This window comes from Flavimobilis sp. BM9 (genome assembly GCF_058313055.1).
The window spans coordinates 215,664-235,474 of the sequence record NZ_JBZEMO010000003.1; the positions used below are offsets into that span (position 1 = coordinate 215,664).

The following is a 19,811-nucleotide window of genomic DNA, read 5'->3' on the forward strand; positions in this document are numbered from 1 at the left end:
CGAGCCTACGCACCCAGGAAGACCACCGAGGACTCGGCGCCCGGCCGCCGCATGGCGTCCACGCACGTCCGGGTGGGATATTGGGGCAGTGTTCGAGACCCTTGCCCGCCGCGTGAGCCGCCACCCCCGTCGAACCATCGTCGTCTGGGCGGTGGTCACCGTCGTGGGCCTCCTCGTCGCCCTCACCGGGGTCGGTGGCGCGTCCCTCTTCGACCGTCTCGCGTCGGGAAACCCCGCCGTCCCCGGATCGGAGAGCGAGCGCGGCGCCGAGATCCTCGCCGAGCACGGCACGGCCGGCGAGACGGTCACGATGATCGTGTCCGGCGTCGACCCGACCTCTGAGGCGCTCCCGGGCATCATGGCGACGATCGTCGCCGAGGCCTCCGCGATCGACGGCGTCGCGTCCGTCATCGATCCATTCCAGCTCCCGGGAGGCGTCACGTCGCCTGCCGCCGCTCCCCTCCTCAGCTCCGCCGGAGACGGGTTCATCGTCGTCGCCGAGCTCGCGACCGACCTCGACGAGGACGAGCAGGCCGCCGCGGCCGGCGCCGTGGCCGCAGCGTTCGACGACGCCCGGGCAACGCTCGCGACCGCAGGCCCGGACGTGCGCACGCTCGTCGGGGCGAACCGCCTGATCCTCGACGCCGTGACCGACCAGGTCCAGGAGGACCTGAAGACGGGAGAGCTCGTCGCGCTCCCGGTCGCGCTCGTCATCATGGTGCTCGTGTTCGGCGGCTTCCTCGCGGCCGCCATGCCGATGGTCGGCGCGATCGCGTCGATCGGCGCGGGGCTCGGTGTGCTCCACCTGCTCACGTTCCTCCTCGACGTCGACGCCGCCGTCGTCAACGTGATCAGCCTCCTGAGCATCGGCCTCTCGATCGACTACGGCCTGCTCGTCGTCTCACGCTTCCGCGAGGAGCTCGCGCGCGCCGCGTCGGCCGGCGAGTCGGGCGCGATGCGCCGCCGCCGCGGCGACGGCGTCGTCGCGGTCGCCCTGACCCGCACCATGACGACCGCCGGCCGCACGGTCGCGTTCTCCGCGGTGACGGTCGCCGTCTCGATCGCGGGCCTCATGGTCTTCCGCCCTGACGTGCTCCGTGCGATCGGCGCCGCCGGGCTCGCGATCGTGCTCATCGCCGTCGCCACAGCCCTGACGCTCGTCCCGGCGGTGCTCGTCCTCGCGGGCCGCCGGATGGAGCGCGCCGGCAACCTGGCTCGGATCCCCGGAATGGCGCGGGTCCTGGCTCGCACGGCAGACGTCGAGTCGGACGAAGGTACGTTCTACCGCCTCGCGGCACGCGTCCAGCGACGCCCCTGGTGGACCCTTGTCGCGAGCCTCGGCGTCCTCGTCCTCCTCGCGCTGCCGCTCGCGCACCTGCAGCTGCGCAGCTCTGACATCGAGCTCCTACCGACGTCGAACCCGCAGCGGGAGTTCGTCACCGTCCTCCAGGAGGAGTACCCCGCATCCACCGGGACCGACCTCGTCGTGGTGGTCGACGCGACGACCGAAGCCGCGGCCAGCCTCGTGCCGCTGATCGGCGCGGTCGACTCGGTCACCAGAGCTTCAGAGCCGACCGGGCTCGGCCCCTACTCCGTCATCGCGGTCGACATCGTCGGTGACGACTCGTCGGGACGCGAGGCGACCACCGCGGTCGGCGAGATCCGCGCCCTCGACACCGACCTGACGGTCTGGGTCACAGGCCCCGCCGCCCAGCAGGTCGACTTCGTCTCGGCGCTCAGCGCCCGCGCCTGGGCTGCGGGGGCTGTCGTCGTCCTCGCGACGTTCGTCCTGCTCTTCCTCATGACCGGGTCCGTCGTCGTCCCGCTCAAGGCGCTCCTGACCAACGCCCTGTCGCTCGCCGCCGCGCTCGGCGTCCTCGTGTGGGTGTTCCAGGACGGGCACCTGGAGTCGCTGCTGGGGTTCGCGAGCACCGGTGGCATCGAGACCTACGTCTTCGCGATCGTCATCGCCTTCGCGTTCGGCCTCGCGATGGACTACGAGGTGTTCCTCATCGCACGCATCAAGGAGCTCGTCGACTCCGGGATGGACGGGGACGAGGCAGTCCGTGTCGGCCTGCAACGGTCGGGCCGCATCATCACGTCCGCCGCCGCGATCATCGTCGTCGTGTTCGCCGGGTTCGTGTTCGGAGACCTGCTCGTCATCAAGCAGGTGGGCTTCGCTCTCGCGTTCGCCGTCGCCCTGGACGCGACGCTCGTCCGCATGCTCCTCGTCCCCGCGACGATGACGCTCCTGGGACGGCACAACTGGTGGTGCCCGCCTGCGCTACGACGCGTCCACGAGCGCTTCGGCATCATCCACTGAGCTGAGACGACGATGTCCCAGCCGCACCCGGACGGCGTCCCGCCGATCACCGACGCCGAGCACGCCCTCCGTGAGACACGTCGGGCACAGGCCGAGCGCGCCAGGATCGACGCTGCCCGATATGCGCGCGAGCTCGCTGCCCACCGCAGCCTCTCGCGCGGCTACCTGCTCGTCGTCGTGCTCTTCGTCGCGTCCCAGGTCGCCCTGTGGGTCCTGCGCCTCAAGAAGCGCGCCCACATCCTCGCGACCGTCGAAGCAGACCTGCGACCGTGGGCAGCCGGTTCCTTCTTGGCCTTCATCGTCTCGGTCGTGCTCGCGGCAGCCCTCGTCGCGCTCCTCGTCCGGCACTCGCGCCGGCGGCCGGTCCCGCCCTACCGCCAGGTGCCGATCGACGACGTGGAACGACAGCCTCGGACTCTCAGGCCCGGCTACGAGGCACCGCAGCGCTGGTGACGGCAGACGACGACGCCCTCCGCAGATCCCTGCGGAGGGCGTCGTCGCGCACAGCCCTAGGTCACTCGGCCGCGGCCTCGGCCTTCGGCTTCGCGTCCACGCCAGCCTCCTTGCGCTGCTGCGCCGTGATGGGCGCAGGCGCCTGCGTCAGCGGGTCGAAGCCGCCTCCCGACTTGGGGAACGCGATGACGTCACGGATCGACTCCGAGCCCGTGAGCAGCGTGAGGATGCGGTCCCAGCCGAACGCGATGCCACCGTGCGGCGGCGCGCCGAACGCGAAGGCATCGAGCAGGAAGCCGAACTTCTCGCGGGCTTCCTCCTCGCCGATGCCCATGACCTTGAACACGCGCTCCTGCACGTCACGACGGTGGATACGGATCGAGCCACCACCGATCTCGTTGCCGTTGCAGACGATGTCGTAGGCGTACGCGAGCGCCTCGCCCGGGTTCTCCTCGAACGTGTCGATCCACTCCGGCGTCGGGGACGTGAACGCGTGGTGCACGGCCGTCCAGGCGCCGTCGCCGACCGCGACGTCGTCGTCCTCACCCGTGGGCTTGAACAGCGGCGCGTCGACGACCCACAGGAACGACCACTGCGACTCGTCGATCAGCCCGGCCTTCTTGCCGACCTCGAGGCGTGCCGCCCCCAGGAGAGCGCGAGCGTCGGTCGCCCGGCCTGCGGCGAAGAACACCGCGTCCCCCGCCGAGGCGCCCGTCGCCGCCGCGAGACCGTCACGCTCCGCGTCGGAGAGGTTCTTCGCGACAGGACCGCCCAGGGTGCCGTCCTCCGCGAAGGTCACGTACGCGAGACCCTTCGCGCCGCGCTGCTTCGCCCACTCCTGCCACGCGTCGAAACCGCGACGCGGCGTCGCGCCACCGCCCGGGAACACGACGGCACCCACGTACGGCGCCTGGAACACCCGGAACGGAGTGTCGGCGAAGTAGTCCGTGAGGTCCACCAGCTCGAGGCCGAAGCGCAGGTCGGGCTTGTCCGACCCGTAGCGCTCCATGGCGTCCTTGAACGTCATGCGCGGGATCGGCATCGGGATCTCGTAGTCGATGAGCTTCCAGAGCTCTGCGAGGATCTGCTCGCCGACGGCGATCACGTCGTCCTGCTCGACGAAGCTCATCTCGACGTCGAGCTGCGTGAACTCCGGCTGACGGTCCGCACGGAAGTCTTCGTCGCGGTAGCAGCGCGCGATCTGGTAGTACCGCTCCATGCCCGCGACCATGAGCAGCTGCTTGAACAGCTGCGGGGACTGCGGCAGGGCGTACCAGGAGCCGGGCGCGAGACGCGCCGGCACGAGGAAGTCGCGCGCACCCTCCGGCGTCGAGCGCGTCAGGGTCGGCGTCTCGATCTCGACGAAGTCCTGTGCATCGAGGGCACGCCGCGCGGCAGCGTTCGCCTTGGCGCGCAGCCGCAGGGCGTGCGCCGGCGCGGGACGACGCAGGTCGAGGTAGCGGTGCTTGAGACGCGCCTCCTCCCCGATCGTCTCGGTTCCGTCGAGCGCCGTCGAGACCTGGAACGGCAGCGGGGCCGACTCGTTGAGGACGACGACGTCGTCTGCCAGGACCTCGATCGCACCGGTCGCGAGGTTGGCGTTCTCGTTGCCGTCAGGACGCAGGGAGACCGTGCCGGTCACCTGGAGGACGAACTCCGAGCGCAGGGGGTGCGCGACGGCCTCGTCACGGATGACGACCTGAGCGATGCCCGAGGCGTCGCGCAGGTCGATGAAGGCGACGCCGCCGTGGTCGCGGCGGCGGTCGACCCAACCCGTGAGAGTGACGGTCTGACCGGAGTGCTCGGCCCTCAGGGAGCCGGCGTTGTGTGTGCGGAGCACGGGGTGTCCTTCCGAACTGCGTTGGGACGGGCCGCCGAGACGGGGCGGACCGTGCATGCCGATGCATGCGTGCACGCCGCTCGGCGGCGTGCGGACGGCACCGGAGGCGCCGTCGACAAGTCTAGGCGGTTGCAGCCGGGACCCGGCCGAACCGGCGTCAGGCCTGCGCGGCGGCCCGGACGACCGGCCACAGGTCCTCGGCGGGCGGTGTCCAGGTAGCGGGAGCAGCGTCGACCTGCTCGCCCGAGCGGATGTCCTTGACCTGGTCGCCCTGCGCCGGCACGACCGTGCCGTCCGCGCGCGTGTGCTCCGGCGTCGCCGGGAACCACACGAACGGGACACCACGGCGATCGGCGTACTTGATCTGCTTGCCGTACTTCGCCGCCGTGGGCGCGACCTCGCACGGGATGCCGCGTGAGCGCAGCGCGGACGCGATCGCGTCCGACGCCGCGCGCTCCTCCTCGTGGTTGACCGCGACGACGACCGCCGTCGGGACGGACCGTGAGGACTCGACGAGACCTGCGCCCAGGAGGCGCGACAGGAGACGCGAGACGCCGATCGACAGGCCGACGCCCGGGTATGTGGTCGCGCCGTCCGACGCGAGGGTGTCGTAGCGACCGCCCGAGCAGATCGAACCGAGCTGCTCGTGGCCGACGAGCACCGTCTCGTACACGGAGCCCGTGTAGTAGTCGAGGCCGCGCGCGATCTTGAGGTCTGCGACGACGACGCCGGGCGCCCGCTCGGCCGCGGCCGAGACGAGGGCACCGAGCTCGACGAGGCCCTCGTCGAGAAGCTCGCTGACGACGCCGTGGCTCGACGCGAGAGCGCGGACCTCGTCGACGACCGACGCGTCAGGGCCGTTGATCGCCGCGAGTGCCAGGCACGCACGCGCCTGCTCGGGCGTCGCGCCGGTCTCGGCGACGAGGAGGTCCGCGACCGCGTCCGGACCGATCTTGTCGAGCTTGTCGATCGACCGGAGCACACCCTCGACGTCGTTCAGCCCGAGTCCCCGGTAGAACCCCTCGGCGACCTTGCGGTTGTTCACCAGGATCCGCACGGGCGGCACGCCGATCTCGCGGAGCGCACCGAGCGCCTCCGCCATGACGAGCGGCAGCTCGACCTCGTAGTGGTACGGGAGCGACCCCGCACCGACGACATCGATGTCCGCCTGGACGAACTCACGGAAGCGGCCGTCCTGGGGGCGCTCTCCGCGCCACACCTTCTGGATCTGGTAGCGCTTGAACGGGAAGCTCAGGTGGCCCGCGTTCTCGAGGACGTACCTCGCGAACGGCACCGTCAGGTCGAAGTGCAGACCGAGCTGCTTCTCGTCACCACGACGCTCGTCCGGGCCCTCCTCCTGGAGCCGACGCAGCACGTAGACCTCCTTGGAGGTCTCACCCTTGCGCAGCAGCTGGTCGAGCGGCTCGACCGCGCGCGTCTCGATCCCCGCGAAACCGTGGAGCTCGAACGTCCTGCGCAGGACGTCGAGGACGTAGCTCTCGACGATGCGCCCAGCAGGGCGCCACTCGGGGAATCCGGACAGGGGTGTGGGGCGTGCCATGCTCCGGATCCTACCGGCGCGAGAGGTACGGGTTACGAACGGTCTCGGCGTCGAGCCTGCTCGCGGGCCCGTGACCCGGGAGGAGCAGCGCCCGCGGCGGGAGCCCGTCGAGCAGTCCGGCGAGCGACCGGCGCATCGTCGCCATGTCTCCCCCGGGCAGGTCGGTCCGGCCGATCGTTCCGGCGAAGAGAACGTCTCCGGTGAACGCTGTCGCGTCCGCACCCTCGACGTAGACGTCGCCGCGGTCGGGGAGCAGCGATGCGGCGTCCGGGGTCTCGACGGCGACGTACACCGTCGCCCCCTGCGTGTGCCCAGGTGCGTGCCAGGCGGTCAGTGCGGGCACGTCAGGGAGATCGAGCTCCGTGCGTGGGCCGATGTACGGCTGCACCCGTGCGGGGGCGCGGTACGAGGCCGGGTCGCAGCCACCGGCCGCCAGCGCCTGGGCGAGCGGGCCGCTCGCCGAGCCGGGCCCGCGGTCCTCGATCGTGCCGAACGGGTCGGCCAGGCGGAACGCGTCGTCGGCATGGATGAGCATCGGGACGTCGTAGCGCTCGCACAGCTCGGCCGCTGACCAGGTGTGGTCGACGTGCCCGTGCGTCGCGAGGAGCGCGACCGGCTCGAGGCCTGCGCGCCGCACGCGCTCCGTGAGGGCGGGCACGACCCCGCCGCCCGCGTCGACGATCACGCACGGCCCGGAGCCGGTCGCGGACACGAGATAGCTGTTGGTCCCGAAGACGGGAGCGACGATCGTCTCGACGTGCATCAGGCCATGCTAGGCCTCACGGCGCGCCGCTCCACGAGAACAGGGGCGACGCGGCGCGCTGAGATCCCTAGACTGTGGAGGACCAGCACGCGACTGCGCGCCGGCACGTCACGTCCCCGCCCGCGGGGACAGTCGCTGATTCCGTCCGCGAGGGCGGGTCACCACACGAGGAGTGATGCCCTGTGTCCGAGTCCACCCCCGCCGTCGACGGCGACAACACCGCGGAGACGCCCGGCACCTCCCCTGAGGTCACCACCCCCACCCAGGCCGCAGCGGAGGTCGCAGCACCTGAGGACGCAGCGGCCGTCGCCACCGAGGACGCGGCGCCTGCGACCGTCACGGATGCGGAAGGGGACGCGCAGGGCGCGACTCCTGAGACCGCCCCCGCGCCCCCCGCCACCCCCGTGCCTGCTCGCCCGACGCCGCGCCCCGTCCCGTCCCCCGCCGCGCTCGCGCAGAACCGTCCTGCCCCCGTCGCGCGCCCTGCCGTCGCGCTCGCGCCTGCGCCTGCTGACGCGGCAGCGGCAGCCGAGGCTGCGACCTTCGGCCGAGTCGACGACGAGGGCAACGTCTACGTCCGCGAAGCCAGCGGCGAGCGGCTCGTGGGCCAGTTCCCGGGCGCGACGAAGGACGAGGCCCTCGCCCTCTACGTCCGCCGCTTCCTCGATCTCCAGGCCAAGGTCACGATCTTCGAGGCGCGCCTCGGCAGCGCCGAGCTCGCTGTCAAGGAGATCGACCAGACGCTGGCGAAGCTCGACGAGGAGATGACCGAGCCGTCCGCCGTCGGCGACCTGGACGGGCTGAGAGCCCGTGTCGAGGCCGTCCGTGGCGCCGCCGCCGAGCGGCGCACCGCGCTCGAGGCCGAGCGGGCCGCCGCCAAGGCGGCGGCCGTCGCCGCACGCACCGCGATCGTCGAGGCTGCCGAGGCCATCGCGTCGACCGACCCCGCCCGGATCCAGTGGCGCCCTGCCGGTGACAAGCTGCGCACCCTCCTCGACCAGTGGAAGGAGGCGCAGCGTTCCGGACCGCGCATCGACCGCCCGACCGAGGAGTCGTTGTGGAAGCGGTTCAGCCATGCGCGCACCGCTTTCGACCGCGAACGACGCCACTTCTTCGCCGAGCTCGAGACGCGCAACAGCGCGGCGAAGGACGAGAAGGAGCGGCTTGTCGCCGAGGCCGAGGCGCTCGCCACGAGCACCGACTGGGGCGCGACCGCCGCGGCGTACCGCGACCTGATGGCGCGCTGGAAGGCTGCAGGACGGGCCAACCGTAAGGACGACGACGCGCTGTGGGCCCGGTTCCGCGGGGCGCAGGACCGCTTCTTCGCTGCCCGTGACGCCGACAACGCGGCGATCGATGCCGAGTACGGGGCGAACCTCGAGGTGAAGGAGGCGCTCCTCGCCGAGGCCGAGGCGCTCCTCCCCGTGACGAACCTCGGGAAGACGAAGGCGGCTCTGCGTGACATCCAGGAGCGTTGGGAGGCGGCCGGTCGTGTCCCCCGCGGTGACGTCCAGCGTGTCGAGGCGCGCATGCGCGCGGTCGAGACGGCCGTCCGCGAGGCTGACGAGCAGCAGTGGAAGCGCACGAACCCCGAGACTCGCGCCCGCGCCGAGGGGGCGGCCGCACAGCTCGCACAGGCCATCACCCAGGCCGAGGAGCGTCTCGCTGCCGCCCAGGCGAAGGGTGACGCACGCGCGGTGGCCTCGTTGACCGAGGAGATCGCCGCGAAGCGCACGTGGCTCGAGCAGGTCGAGCGCGCCGCGAACGACGCACGCGGCTGACGCGACGATCCACAGGTCGGGCGCCCCGGTGGTCTTCACCGGGGCGCCCGAGTCATGCTGGCGGGGTGCTGTCCGCCCCATACTTCGCCTCGCCTCAGACCGACCTCGGCCCGATCGTGACACCGGCTGACGTCGGTGGCAGGGTCCCGTTCGACACGCTGGTCCAGGAAGGGCTGCTCGAACGGGTGCACGGCCGTCGCGCGGTCGCCCGGGGCGTGACCGTCACCCCGCGGGTGCGGGTCCTGGCCCTCGCCCCGGTCGTGCCCCCGCGCACCGTCGTCGGTCGGTCGAGCGCCGCCTGGGTCTACCTCGGGGGCTCACCACCCGAGCGCGTGACCGTCCTCTATCCGCCGAACTGCCACCGGCCGTTGCCGGGACCGCGAACCGCGAGCCACCAGGCCGTGCTCGGGGAGGACGAGATCGTCCGGCTCGGGGCTGCGGCGACCACCACACCAGCGCGCACGGCTGCCGATCTTGCCCTCTTCGCGCCCCCCGACCAAGCGGTGCGGCTGATCCACGAGCTCGTCGCGGGAGGCGTCACGACCGCCCGTGCTGTCCTCGACGCGCTGAACCGCAGGACAGGCGACACCGCTTACGGGCGAGCGCTCGACGTCGTCAGGGCGCTCCCCTGACCGGGATCAGACGGGGAGCGAGTCGTTCTTGGTGCCGGTGATGCGGTAGACGTCGAAGACGCCGTCGACCTTGCGCACCGCCTTGAGGACGGTCGCGAGGTGCGCAGGCTCCGCCATCTCGAACACAAAACGCGAGACCGCGACACGGTCGGACGACGTCGATACGGTCGCCGACAGGATGTTCACGTGGTTGTCCGACAGCACGCGCGTCACGTCAGAGAGCAGCCGCGACCGGTCGAGCGCCTCGACCTGGATCTGCACGAGGAACAGCGTGTTCGACCCAGCCGTCCACGAGACGTCGACGAAGCGCTCGGGCTGCGACTGGAGCGCCGCCACGTTGGCACAGTCCGTGCGGTGGACGGAGACGCCCTGGCCGCGCGTGATGAAGCCGATGATCGCGTCACCCGGCACCGGCGTGCAGCACTTCGCGAGCTTGACCCACACGTCCTCGACACCCTTGACGACGATGCCCGGGTCTCCCGTGCGCGGGCGGCGCGACGTCCCCACCCCCGGTCGGGCGACCTCGGCGAGGTCCTCCGTCGTGCCACCCTCGCCGCCCATCGACTGGACCAGCCGGTGCACGACCGTGTTCGCAGACACCTGGCCCTCACCGACAGCGGCGTACAGCGCGGACACGTCCGCGTAGCGCATCTCGTGGGCGAGCGCGACGAGCCCTTCGTGCGAGAGGAGCCGCTGGATCGGCAGGCCCTGCTTGCGCATGGCCTTCGCGATCGCGTCCTTGCCGTGCTCGACAGCTTCCTCGCGGCGCTCCTTCGAGAACCACTGGCGGATCTTGTTCTTCGCCCGGGGGCTCTTGACGAAGGCCATCCAGTCGCGGCTCGGGCCGGCGTTCTCAGACTTCGACGTCAGGACGTCGACGACGTCGCCGTTCTCCAGCTCGGAGTCGAGCGACACGAGCCGTCCGTTGACGCGGGCGCCCATGGTGCGGTGCCCGACCTCGGTATGGACCGCGTAGGCGAAGTCGACCGGGGTGGAGCCTGCTGGCAAGGCGATCACCTCACCCTTAGGGGTGAAGACGTACACCTCCTTGCCGCTCATCTCGAAGCGCAGCGAGTCGAGGAACTCCGACGGGTCCGCCGTCTCACGCTGCCAGTCGACGAGCTGGCGCAGCCACTGCATCTCGTTCGCGGTCTTGTCCCCCGCCACGACGGGGCTTCCCTTGGATGCTTCCTTGTACTTCCAGTGCGCCGCGACGCCGTACTCCGCACGCCTGTGCATCTCGTGGGTACGGATCTGGATCTCGACGGGCTTGCCCCCGGGGCCGATCACGGTCGTGTGCAGGGACTGGTACATGTTGAACTTCGGCATCGCGATGTAGTCCTTGAACCGGCCCGGGACCGGGTTCCATCGCGCGTGCAGAGCACCGAGCGCCGCGTAGCAGTCACGTACCGAGTCCACGAGCACACGGGTGCCGACCAGGTCGTAGATGTCCGCGAAGTCGTGGCCGCGGACGATCATCTTCTGGTACACCGAGTAGTAGTGCTTCGGACGACCGGTGACCGTGCACTTGATCTTTGCGGCCCGGAGGTCGGAGATGATCTGGTCGCGGACGATCGCCAGGTACTCCTCGCGCGCTGGGGCGCGTTCCGCCACGAGGTGCACGATCTCGTCGTACACCTTGGGGTACAGGGCCTGGAAGGACAGGTCCTCGAGCTCCCACTTGATCGTGTTCATGCCGAGCCGGTGCGCGAGCGGGGCGTAGATCTCGAGCGTCTCGCGGGCCTTGCGGGCGGCGGACGCCGCGGGTACGAATCGCCACGTGCGTGCGTTGTGCAGGCGGTCGGCGAGCTTGATGACGAGCACGCGGATGTCACGGGACATCGCGACGACCATCTTGCGGACGGTCTCCGCCTGAGCCGCGTCGCCGAACTTGACCTTGTCGAGCTTCGTGACGCCGTCGACCATCATGGCGATCTCGTCGCCGTAGTCCTCGGTCAGCTGCTGGAGCGAGTAGTCCGTGTCCTCGACCGTGTCGTGGAGCAGCGCCGCTGCGATCGTCGACTCGGTCATGCCGAGCTCCGCGAGGATCGTCGCGACGGCGACCGGGTGCGTGATGTACGGGTCGCCCGAACGGCGCTTCTGGCCGCGGTGGGCCCGCTCTGCCGTGACGTAGGCGCGCTCGATCAGGCTGAGGTCGGCGCGCGGGTGGTTCGCACGAACCGCTTGGAGCACAGGCTCGAGCGCGGGCGACGTGCCTGGGCGCGACCCGAAGAGCACGAGCCGGCGGCGCCCTGGCGGAGCAGAACCCGACCCGCCTGACCCGTTCGTGGGCGCGGAGGGCGGGAGCGGTGTCCTGGTGTCCTCGCTCATCGTGGTCCTCCTTCACGCCCTCGGCTACGCTCGTCCGCCCTGGTCAGGTCGCACGCCGTGTTGTCGCTGGTCCACCAGTCTACGTCCGCAGGTCGGTGGTTCGCGCACCTGCCAGGCCGGCACCGGACCAGGGTCAGGTCAGGAGCGCATGGACCTCGTGGCCGACGAGCCGGTCACGTCCGGCGAGCGCCTCGATCTCGAGCAGGAACACGAGCCCCACGACGTCTGCGCCCGCGCGGTGGAGCAGGTCCACGCCCGCGGCGGCGGTACCTCCCGTCGCGAGGATGTCGTCGAGGACGAGCACCTTGGCGCCGTCGGGGATGGTCCCGTCGCGCACCTCGAGCGTGGCCGAGCCGTACTCGAGCTCGTACGTCGCCCCGAGGACGGGAGGCGGCAGCTTGCCAGCCTTACGCACCGGGACGAACCCGACACCGAGGAGCGTGGCGAGCGGAGCGCCGAACATGAAGCCGCGGGCTTCCATGCCGGCGACGAGATCGAACTCCCCGAGCTGCGACGCGACCGTCGCGAGGCCGCGGATCGCAGCCTGGAAGCCGGCACCGTCCCCGAGCACCCCGGCGACGTCGCGGAAGACGACACCGGGGCTCGGGAAGTCGGGCACGTCGCGGATCAGGGAACGGACGAGCTCCCGGTCCGAAGCGAGGTTCGAGCTGTCGGTCACTTGCGCTTCCGCTTCTTCGGGAGGGCGGCGTTGCCGAGGTGGTGGCCTGCCGCGAGCTGCCCGGTGTGCGCGTAGGACGAGCCGGCCTCACCCTTCTCGCCGTCTGCCGCACGGCCAGCGAGGACTGCGGCGCTGTGCTTCTTGATCGCGTCCTCACGCTCACGGAACGTGACCTCGAGCGGCGTCGCGAGGTAGATCGACGAGTACGCGCCGACGGCCATGCCCACGAAGAGCGCGAGGGCGATGTCGCGGAGCGTCCCCGCGCCGAGGACGAACGCCCCGATGAAGAGGATCGACGACACGGGCAGGAGCGCGACGACCGACGTGTTGATCGAGCGCACGAGGGTCTGGTTGACCGCGAGGTTGGCGCGCTCTGCGTACGTCGCGCGGCGCTGGGAGAGGATACCGTCCGTGTTCTCGCGGACCTTGTCGAAGACCACGACCGTGTCGTAGATCGAGTAGCCGAGGATCGTCAGGAAGCCGATCATCGTCGCCGGAGTGACCTCCCAGCCGATCGCGGCGTACACGCCGACCGTCACGACGAGGTCGTGGAGGAGGGCGACGAGCGCCGCGGCGGCCATGCGCCAGTTGCGGAAGTAGATCGTCATGACGATCGCGACGAGCACGAGGAACACGCCGAGACCCTGGAGAGCCTTCCGCAGGACGTCCTGGCCCCAGGTCGGACCGACCTGAGAGACCGTGACGTCGGCAGCCGTGACGTCGTAAGCCTGCGCGAGACCGTCCTTGAGCGCCGCGAGCGTGACCTCGTCCTCGATCGGGACGGTCTGCACGCGCATCGAGCTCGTACCGACGGTCGAGATACGAGCGGCCTCGGTGATGCCCGCGTCTGCGACGACGTCGAGCGCACGGCTCTGGTCGAGCTCCGCGATGTTCGCCACGACGAACTCCGCACCACCCTTGAACTCGATGCCCAGGTTGAAGGGGCGCACGAGCATCGCGACGATGCTCAGCAGGATGAGGATGCTCGACGCGACGTACCACCGACGACGCTTGCCGACGATGTCGTACGAGCGGCGGCCCGTGTGCAGGTCGTTGCCCCACTGGGAAAATCCGGTAGCCATCAGCGGGTCTCCTCGTCGTCGCCAGCGTCGGCGTCGGTCGTTGCGGTCGGGGCCTCGGCGTCGGCTGCAGCACGAGCCGCAGCCGCCTTGCGCTCGGCGAGGGTCAGGCGGCGGCCGTCCTCGTCGCTCGCGGCAGCGCCGACGAGGGCAGGCTCGCTCTCCTTGGTCGCGCCCCCGGAAAGACCGGTGACGCGCCCGCGGCCCGCGTAGCGCGGGCGGTCCACGCCCAGCTGGCGCGGGTCGAGACCCGACGCGGGGTGGCCGGACGCGAAGAACTTGGTCCTGGCCAGGAGCGTCATGAGCGGGTGCGTGAAGAAGAACACCACGATCAGGTCGATGACGGTCGTCAGACCGAGCGTGAACGCGAAGCCGCGGACACCGCCAACGGCGAGGAAGTACAGGACGATGGCCGCGAGGAAGTTCACGGCGTCGGACGCCAGGATGGTGCGCTTCGCGCGCGACCAGCCCTTGTCTACCGCACCCGTGAGCGCCCGCCCGTCGCGGAGCTCGTCGCGGATCCGCTCGAAGTACACGATGAACGAGTCGGCGGTGATGCCGATCGCCACCACGAGACCCGTGACACCAGGCAGGGACAGGCGATAGCCCTGCGTCCACGACAGCAGCGCGATGACGACGTAGGTAAGGATCGTCGCGAGGACGAGCGAGGCGACCGTCACGAGCCCGAGCGTCCGGTACTGGACGAGCGAGTACGCGACGACCAGGAGAAGACCGATGAGGCCGGCGATGAGGCCCTTCTCGAGCTGTTCGGAGCCGAGCGTCGCGGAGATCTCCGACTCGCTCTGCACGACGAAGTCGAGGGGCAGAGCACCGAAGTTGAGCTGGTTGGCCAGGTCGGCGGCCGACTTCTGCGTGAAGCTGCCGGTGACCTCGGCGCGGCCGTCAGGAATCTCGCTCTCGACGCTGGGCGCGGAGATGACGAGCCCGTCGAGGACCATCGCGAACAGGTTCGGGGCGACCTCCTGGCCGAGCATGCTCGCCTGGTACTGCTGCGCGAGCCGGGCGGTCGTGGCGCGGAAGCGGTCCGCGCCCTCCTTCGTGAACTCCATGTTCACGGCCCACTCGTTCGACACGGCGCCGTTGGCCAGCTGACGCAGTCCCGAGGATGCCGAGTCGATCATGCGGCCCGGGATCTCGACGGGGCCGAGGATGTACTTGAACAGGCCGTCGGAGGCGCACGTCACGAGGACCTCGTTCTCCGCACCCGAGCTGCCGCCCGCGCGGTTCGCGGGGTCGACGCAGTCGAGCTCCTCGAACTGCTTCATGACGGCGTCCGTGACCTGAGCGAGGTCGCTCGGGTTGTTCGGGTCGGCGACCGGCGCCTCAGGCTCGGTGGTCGCGTCTCCGGTCGGCGTGGCGTCGCCCGTGGGAGTCGCCTCGGCGGACGGGGTCGCGGTCTCGGCGCGGACCCTGCTCTCGCCCTCAGTGCTGCCCTCACCCTCTGCCGGCTGCTCGGTGGTCTCGCCGCTCGGAGCCTCGGTGGCGTCGTTGGTCGGCTGGTCGGTCGCGCCGTCGGTCGGCGCGTCGGTCGCGCCGTCGGTGCCCGTGGTGGGCTCGTCCTGGACAAGACCCGACAACGCGGAGTCGTAGGCGAGGACGGGACGGAAGTTCATCTGCGCCGAGCGCCGCACGAGGTCGAGCGTCGACTGGTCAGGCGTGCCCGGCAGCGCCACGACGATGTTCTGACCACCCTGGCTCGTGATCTCCGCCTCGGCGACGCCGCTCGCGTCCACGCGCTGGCGGATGATGTTGATCGCCTCGGAGATGTCCTGGTCGGAGATCTCCGAACCGTCGGTCGTCTTCGGCGTCAGGATGATCTGCGTGCCACCCTCGAGGTCGAGGGCCAGCTTCGGCATCCAGGCCGCGTCGGACCAGCGCACGCCGGCGGCGAGGCCGCCGATCGCGAGGATGATCAAGACCGCCAGGGTCGTCAGCGTCCGCACTGGGCGCTGGGATTTCGTACTCGCCACCAGGTTCGTCTCTTCTCGTGTGCGGGGACGGCCGTCGGCCGCACCCGGAGCGTCGTCGCGCTGCGCGCGCGTCGTGCAGCCTACTCGTCGGAAGCGGCCGTGCCGCGGATGTCCCTCTCCGTGGGCCCGTCTGTGTCACCGACGGGCTCGTCGGACGCATCGGCGCGGCCGTCCTCGTCGAAGGTCTGGACGGGCTCGACAACCTTGGCGATCGCCTGGCGCAGCCACTCGCTCGTCGACGCGTCGGCACCGTTACCGCTGCGCAGCGTCACGCGCTCGTCGTCGACGGCCACGATCGTCCCGAACAGACCCGAGCCCGTCATGACCTCCTGACCGACGCTCAGGTTGTCGCGGAACTCCTCCGCGGCACGCTGACGCTTCTTCGTCCGCGACGTCATCCAGAACATCAGCAGGACGAGCCCTCCGAGGAGGATGTACGTCGAGTAGTTTCCCTCACCCATGGTCGTGGGTCTCCGTTCGTCGTTTGGCCCTCGGGAGTCTAGGCCGAGAGGGTGCCCCTCTCCCAACGCGCGGGCTGGCAGCAGAGTTCCCCGCAGCGCGCGACGTGGCCGCTCAGCTCCAGAGAGTGCCGGTCGCGCCGTCAGGCGGAGTGAGCCCGAGGTGCTCCCAGGCGGCGCGGGTCGCGACGCGCCCCCGGGGCGTGCGCCCCATGTAGCCCTCGCGCACGAGGAAGGGCTCGGCGACGGTCTCGACCGTCTCGGGCTCCTCTCCGACGGCGACGGCGAGCGTCGTGAGCCCGACCGGGCCTCCACCGAAGCGTGTGCACAGCGCGGTCAGCACGGACCTGTCGAGCCGGTCGAGGCCGACCGGGTCGACCTCGTACACCTCGAGCGCCGCCTGCGCGGCCGCGAGGTCGAGCCTGCCGTCGCCGCGGACCTGCGCCCAGTCGCGCACCCGGCGCAAGAGGCGGTTGGCGATGCGTGGCGTGCCACGCGACCGGGACGCGATCTCGGCGGCGGCCTCACCGGTGAGCGGGACGTCCAGGAGGCCTGCGCTGCGCAGGAGCACGCGTTCGAGCTCGTCGTCCGAGTAGAAGTCGAGGTGACCCGTGAAGCCGAAGCGGTCGCGCAGCGGGGCTGGCAGGAGCCCGGCGCGCGTCGTCGCGCCGACGGTCACGAACGGCGGCAGGCTCAGCGGGATCGCGCTCGCTCCGGCGCCCTTGCCGACGACGACGTCGACGCGAAAGTCCTCCATCGCCACGTACAGGAGCTCTTCGGCGGGGCGGGCGAGCCGGTGGATCTCGTCGATGAAGAGCACCTCGCCCTCCTCGAGCGAGGACAGCACGGCGGCGAGGTCTCCCGCGTGGGCGATCGCGGGCCCTGACGTAACGCGAAGCGACGTCCCCAGCTCGGCAGCGATGATCATCGCGAGCGTCGTCTTGCCGAGTCCGGGCGGCCCCGAGAGAAGGACGTGGTCGGGGCTCGTGCCTCGCGCGAGCGCCGCGTCGAGGACGAGCGAGAGCTGGTTGCGCACGACCTGCTGGCCGACGAACTCGTCGAGCCTGCGCGGGCGGAGCGCTGCCTCAGCGGCGCGCTCGACAGCGTCGGACCCACCGCTCACGAGCCGCTCCCCAAGCGTCTCGGGCGGCGCGCCGTACTGCTCGTCCCACGCCAAGGCCTCAGGCACGTCGACCGCCCAGCTCGCGGAGCGCAGCCCTCAGCACGTCGCTCACGTCGGCTGCAGCGACGACGGTCGCGTCATCTCCCCGCTCGGCCACCCGAGCAGCGACGACGGCCTCGACGGCCTCTTCCGCGGCCCGCCCGGTCCAGCCGAGCCCTTCGAGCGCCTCGACGACCTGTGCGCGCTGGTCGACGATCCCCGCGGGGCGGGCCGTCGGCAGCGAGGCGACGCCCCCGTGCGGCGCCCCGAGCCGGTCGGCGAGCTCGAGGACGATCCGCTGCGCCCCCTTGCGCCCGATGCCCGGAACGGTCATGAGCGCCTTGAGGTCTTCGCGTGCGACGGCGGTGCGCAGCTCGTCCGGAGACAGCACGGCGAGCATGGCGAGCGCGGTACGAGGCCCGATGCCGCTCACGGTCTGGATCGTCTCGAAGACGCCGCGCTCGTCCGCGTCGAGGAAGCCGTACAGCGTCAGCGACTCCTCACGGACGACGAACGTGGTCGCGAGCCGGGCCTCCTCCCCCACGCGCAGCTGACCGGCGGTGCTCGGTGTGACCTGCACCGCGAGCCCGACCCCACCAACCTCGACGACGACGTGCTCGAGACGAATCTCGAGCACCGGTCCACGCACCGAAGCGATCATGGGCAACGTCCCTTCGCGATCCGGTCCGCACCGGAGCCCCGGGACCGTCGATCAAACACTTGTACGAAGGAGAGGCTAGCAAGCCCTAGCGGGGCGGGCGGCCACGCCGCGCCGCAGTCTCCGCGGCGGCCCACGCACGCTGCGCGGGCGTGTGGGCGAGCGTCTCACCGCCCTGCAGCGCGCCCGAGGGGCGCCAGAGGTGGCAGATCGCCAGGGCGAGCGCGTCCGCCGCGTCGGCAGGTCGCGGAATCTCGGCGAGGCTCAGGATCCGCGCGACCATGTGCTGGACCTGCGCCTTGTCGGCGCGACCGCTGCCCGTCACCGCAGCCTTCACCTCGGACGGCGTGTGCATCGCGACGGGGATGCCGCGTCGCGCGGCGGCGACCATCGCGAGACCCGCAGCCTGCGCGGTGCCCATGACGGTCGAGACGTTGTGCTGCGCGAAGACCCGCTCGACCGCGAGGACGTCCGGGACGTGCGCGTCGAGCCACTCGTCGATCTGGTCGGCGATCGAGCGCAGCCGCAGGTCGACCGTGGCAGCCGGGTCGGAGCGCACGACACCGACCGCGACCAGGGCCGCGCGCCGGCCCGGGAGGGAGTCGACCACACCGATCCCGCAGCGGGTCAAGCCAGGGTCGACGCCGAGAACTCGCACGCCCGCCGCCTCTCCTGCTGTCTGGCGCACCGAGCGCCAGCGCTGCCGCACCACTCAGGGCGCGGCAGCACCTGGGTCAGTCCTGCTCGAGCTCCGCGAGGACCTCGTCGGACGCGTCGAAGTTCGAGTAGACGTTCTGGACATCGTCCGAGTCCTCGAGGGCGTCGATGAGACGCAGCACCTGACGGGCGCGGTCGGCGTCGACCTCGATCTGCATCGACGGGTAGAACACGGCGTCGGCCGAGTCGTACTCGATGCCGGCGTCCTGGAGCGCGGTGCGGACCGGGACCAGGTCCGTGGCCTCGCAGAGCACCTCGAACGAGTCACCGAAGTCGTTGACCTCTTCGCCGCCTGCCTCCAGGACGGCCTCCATGACCGAGTCCTCGTCGGTGCCCGCCTTCGGGACCATGACGACGCCCTTGCGGTTGAAGAGGTACGAGACGGATCCCGGGTCGGCCATCTGTCCGCCGTTGCGCGTGAACGCGATGCGGACCTCGGCGGCAGCGCGGTTCCGGTTGTCGGTGAGGCACTCGACCAGGACCGCGATCCCGCCGGGAGCGTAGCCCTCGTACATGATCGTCTGGTAGTCGGCGCCGCCGGCCTCGGCTCCCGAGCCGCGCTTGAGAGCGCGCTCGATGTTGTCGTTCGGTACGGACGACTTCTTGGCCTTCTGGACGGCGTCGAAGAGCGTCGGGTTGCCGTTGATGTCACCGCCGCCCGTGCGGGCGGCCACCTCGATGTTCTTGATCAGCTTCGCGAAGAGCTTGCCGCGCTTCGCGTCGATGGCAGCCTTCTTGTGCTTGGTGGTTGCCCATTTGGAGTGACCGGACATGCCTTAACGCTCCTTGCGAACGATCGAGACGAAATATTCATGGACACGCGTGTCCCCGGTGATCTCCGGGTGGAAAGACGTCGCGAGCAGCGCGCCCTGGCGTACCGCGACAATCCTACCGGCGCCCGGCCCGCTCGTGACGGTGGCGAGCACCTGCGCGTCGGACCCGACCTCCTCGACCCACGGCGCGCGGATGAACGAGGCGGGGACCAGGCCGTCGATCCCTGCGAGCTCGAGCTCCGTGTCGAACGAGTCGACCTGGCGTCCAAACGCGTTGCGCCGCACGGTCATGTCGATCCCGCCGAGCGTCCGCTGGTCCGCGGTACCGCCGAGCACCCGGTCCGCCAGGAGGATCATGCCGGCGCACGAGCCGTAGGCCGGCAGACCGTCGCGCAGCAGGGCGCGCAGCGGCTCACGGAGCTCGAAGATGCCGAGCAGCTTGTCGATCGTGGTCGACTCGCCGCCCGGGATCACGAGGCCGTCGAGCGCCTCGAGCTCGCGCAGGCGGCGCACCCCGACGGTCGTGACCCCGACCGCCTCGAGCGCGTCGCGGTGCTCACGGACATCTCCCTGGAGCGCCAGGACGCCGACTGTCGTCACGACGACCGAT

The 19,811-nt window shown here is 70.9% G+C and carries 17 protein-coding genes; 4 read left to right on the forward strand and 13 right to left on the reverse strand.

Annotation, left to right across the window (positions count from 1 at the left end):
* Nucleotides 1-88: 88 nt before the first annotated feature.
* Entirely contained in the window at nt 89-2,323 is a 2,235-nt protein-coding gene (locus AC4F3Q_RS07030; protein WP_491039342.1) for an MMPL family transporter, read from the forward strand.
* A 12-nt stretch (nt 2,324-2,335) separates the two neighbouring features.
* The gene (locus AC4F3Q_RS07035) at nt 2,336-2,776 is read left to right on the forward strand and encodes a hypothetical protein (protein ID WP_491039343.1); all 441 of its coding nucleotides are present in this window, start codon (nt 2,336-2,338) and stop codon (nt 2,774-2,776) included.
* A gap of 61 nt (nt 2,777-2,837) precedes the next feature.
* On the opposite strand, the gene aspS is transcribed toward AC4F3Q_RS07035, so the two are convergent.
* From aspS to AC4F3Q_RS07050, 3 genes are all read right to left on the reverse strand, one after another.
* Entirely contained in the window at nt 2,838-4,616 is a 1,779-nt protein-coding gene (gene aspS / locus AC4F3Q_RS07040; RefSeq protein ID WP_491039344.1) for an aspartate--tRNA ligase, read from the reverse strand.
* Nucleotides 4,617-4,773: 157 nt separating this feature from the next.
* A complete protein-coding gene (gene hisS / locus AC4F3Q_RS07045) occupies nt 4,774-6,177 on the reverse strand; it encodes a histidine--tRNA ligase (protein ID WP_491039345.1) in 1,404 nt (467 codons plus the stop codon).
* Nucleotides 6,178-6,187: 10 nt separating this feature from the next.
* Nucleotides 6,188-6,940 carry an MBL fold metallo-hydrolase gene (locus AC4F3Q_RS07050; RefSeq protein WP_491039346.1) on the reverse strand — a complete coding sequence of 251 codons (753 nt, stop codon included), beginning with the start codon at nt 6,938-6,940 and terminating at the stop codon, nt 6,188-6,190.
* 182 nt (nt 6,941-7,122) lie between these two features.
* On the opposite strand from AC4F3Q_RS07050, the gene AC4F3Q_RS07055 reads away from it, so the two are divergent.
* Entirely contained in the window at nt 7,123-8,721 is a 1,599-nt protein-coding gene (locus tag AC4F3Q_RS07055) for a DUF349 domain-containing protein (RefSeq protein ID WP_491039347.1), read from the forward strand.
* Between the two features lie 65 nt (nt 8,722-8,786).
* On the forward strand, nt 8,787-9,353 hold the full coding sequence (locus tag AC4F3Q_RS07060; protein WP_491039348.1) for a hypothetical protein: 567 nt from the start codon (nt 8,787-8,789) through the stop codon (nt 9,351-9,353).
* A 6-nt stretch (nt 9,354-9,359) separates the two neighbouring features.
* Here the strand turns inward: AC4F3Q_RS07060 and AC4F3Q_RS07065 are convergent, their stop codons facing one another.
* The 10 genes from AC4F3Q_RS07065 to pdxT form a co-directional block, all read right to left on the reverse strand.
* Nucleotides 9,360-11,684, reverse strand: a complete 2,325-nt coding sequence (locus tag AC4F3Q_RS07065; protein WP_491039349.1) for a RelA/SpoT family protein — start codon at nt 11,682-11,684, stop codon at nt 9,360-9,362.
* Between the two features lie 133 nt (nt 11,685-11,817).
* Nucleotides 11,818-12,363 carry an adenine phosphoribosyltransferase gene (locus AC4F3Q_RS07070; protein WP_168447423.1) on the reverse strand — a complete coding sequence of 182 codons (546 nt, stop codon included), beginning with the start codon at nt 12,361-12,363 and terminating at the stop codon, nt 11,818-11,820.
* The gene (gene secF, locus AC4F3Q_RS07075; RefSeq protein WP_491039350.1) at nt 12,360-13,445 is read right to left on the reverse strand and encodes a protein translocase subunit SecF; all 1,086 of its coding nucleotides are present in this window, start codon (nt 13,443-13,445) and stop codon (nt 12,360-12,362) included. Before secF ends, AC4F3Q_RS07070 begins: the two co-directional genes overlap by 4 nt.
* A complete protein-coding gene (secD, locus tag AC4F3Q_RS07080; protein ID WP_491039476.1) occupies nt 13,445-15,319 on the reverse strand; it encodes a protein translocase subunit SecD in 1,875 nt (624 codons plus the stop codon). The genes secF and secD overlap by 1 nt, the downstream gene beginning before the upstream one ends.
* 194 nt (nt 15,320-15,513) lie before the next feature.
* Nucleotides 15,514-15,894: a preprotein translocase subunit YajC gene (gene yajC / locus AC4F3Q_RS07085; protein WP_491039351.1), complete on the reverse strand. Its 381-nt coding sequence runs from the start codon at nt 15,892-15,894 to the stop codon at nt 15,514-15,516.
* 112 nt (nt 15,895-16,006) lie between these two features.
* The gene (ruvB, locus tag AC4F3Q_RS07090) at nt 16,007-17,014 is read right to left on the reverse strand and encodes a Holliday junction branch migration DNA helicase RuvB (protein WP_491039477.1); all 1,008 of its coding nucleotides are present in this window, start codon (nt 17,012-17,014) and stop codon (nt 16,007-16,009) included.
* Nucleotides 17,015-17,072: 58 nt separating this feature from the next.
* Nucleotides 17,073-17,714, reverse strand: coding sequence for a Holliday junction branch migration protein RuvA (ruvA, locus tag AC4F3Q_RS07095; RefSeq protein ID WP_491039352.1), 642 nt, complete (start codon nt 17,712-17,714; stop codon nt 17,073-17,075).
* Between the two features lie 85 nt (nt 17,715-17,799).
* Complete coding sequence (ruvC, locus tag AC4F3Q_RS07100) at nt 17,800-18,369, reverse strand: crossover junction endodeoxyribonuclease RuvC (RefSeq protein WP_491039353.1); 570 nt, start codon at nt 18,367-18,369, stop codon at nt 17,800-17,802.
* A gap of 76 nt (nt 18,370-18,445) precedes the next feature.
* Nucleotides 18,446-19,201, reverse strand: coding sequence for a YebC/PmpR family DNA-binding transcriptional regulator (locus AC4F3Q_RS07105; protein ID WP_168447429.1), 756 nt, complete (start codon nt 19,199-19,201; stop codon nt 18,446-18,448).
* 3 nt (nt 19,202-19,204) lie between these two features.
* A complete protein-coding gene (gene pdxT, locus AC4F3Q_RS07110; protein ID WP_491039354.1) occupies nt 19,205-19,801 on the reverse strand; it encodes a pyridoxal 5'-phosphate synthase glutaminase subunit PdxT in 597 nt (198 codons plus the stop codon).
* Between the last annotated feature and the right edge of the window lie 10 nt (nt 19,802-19,811).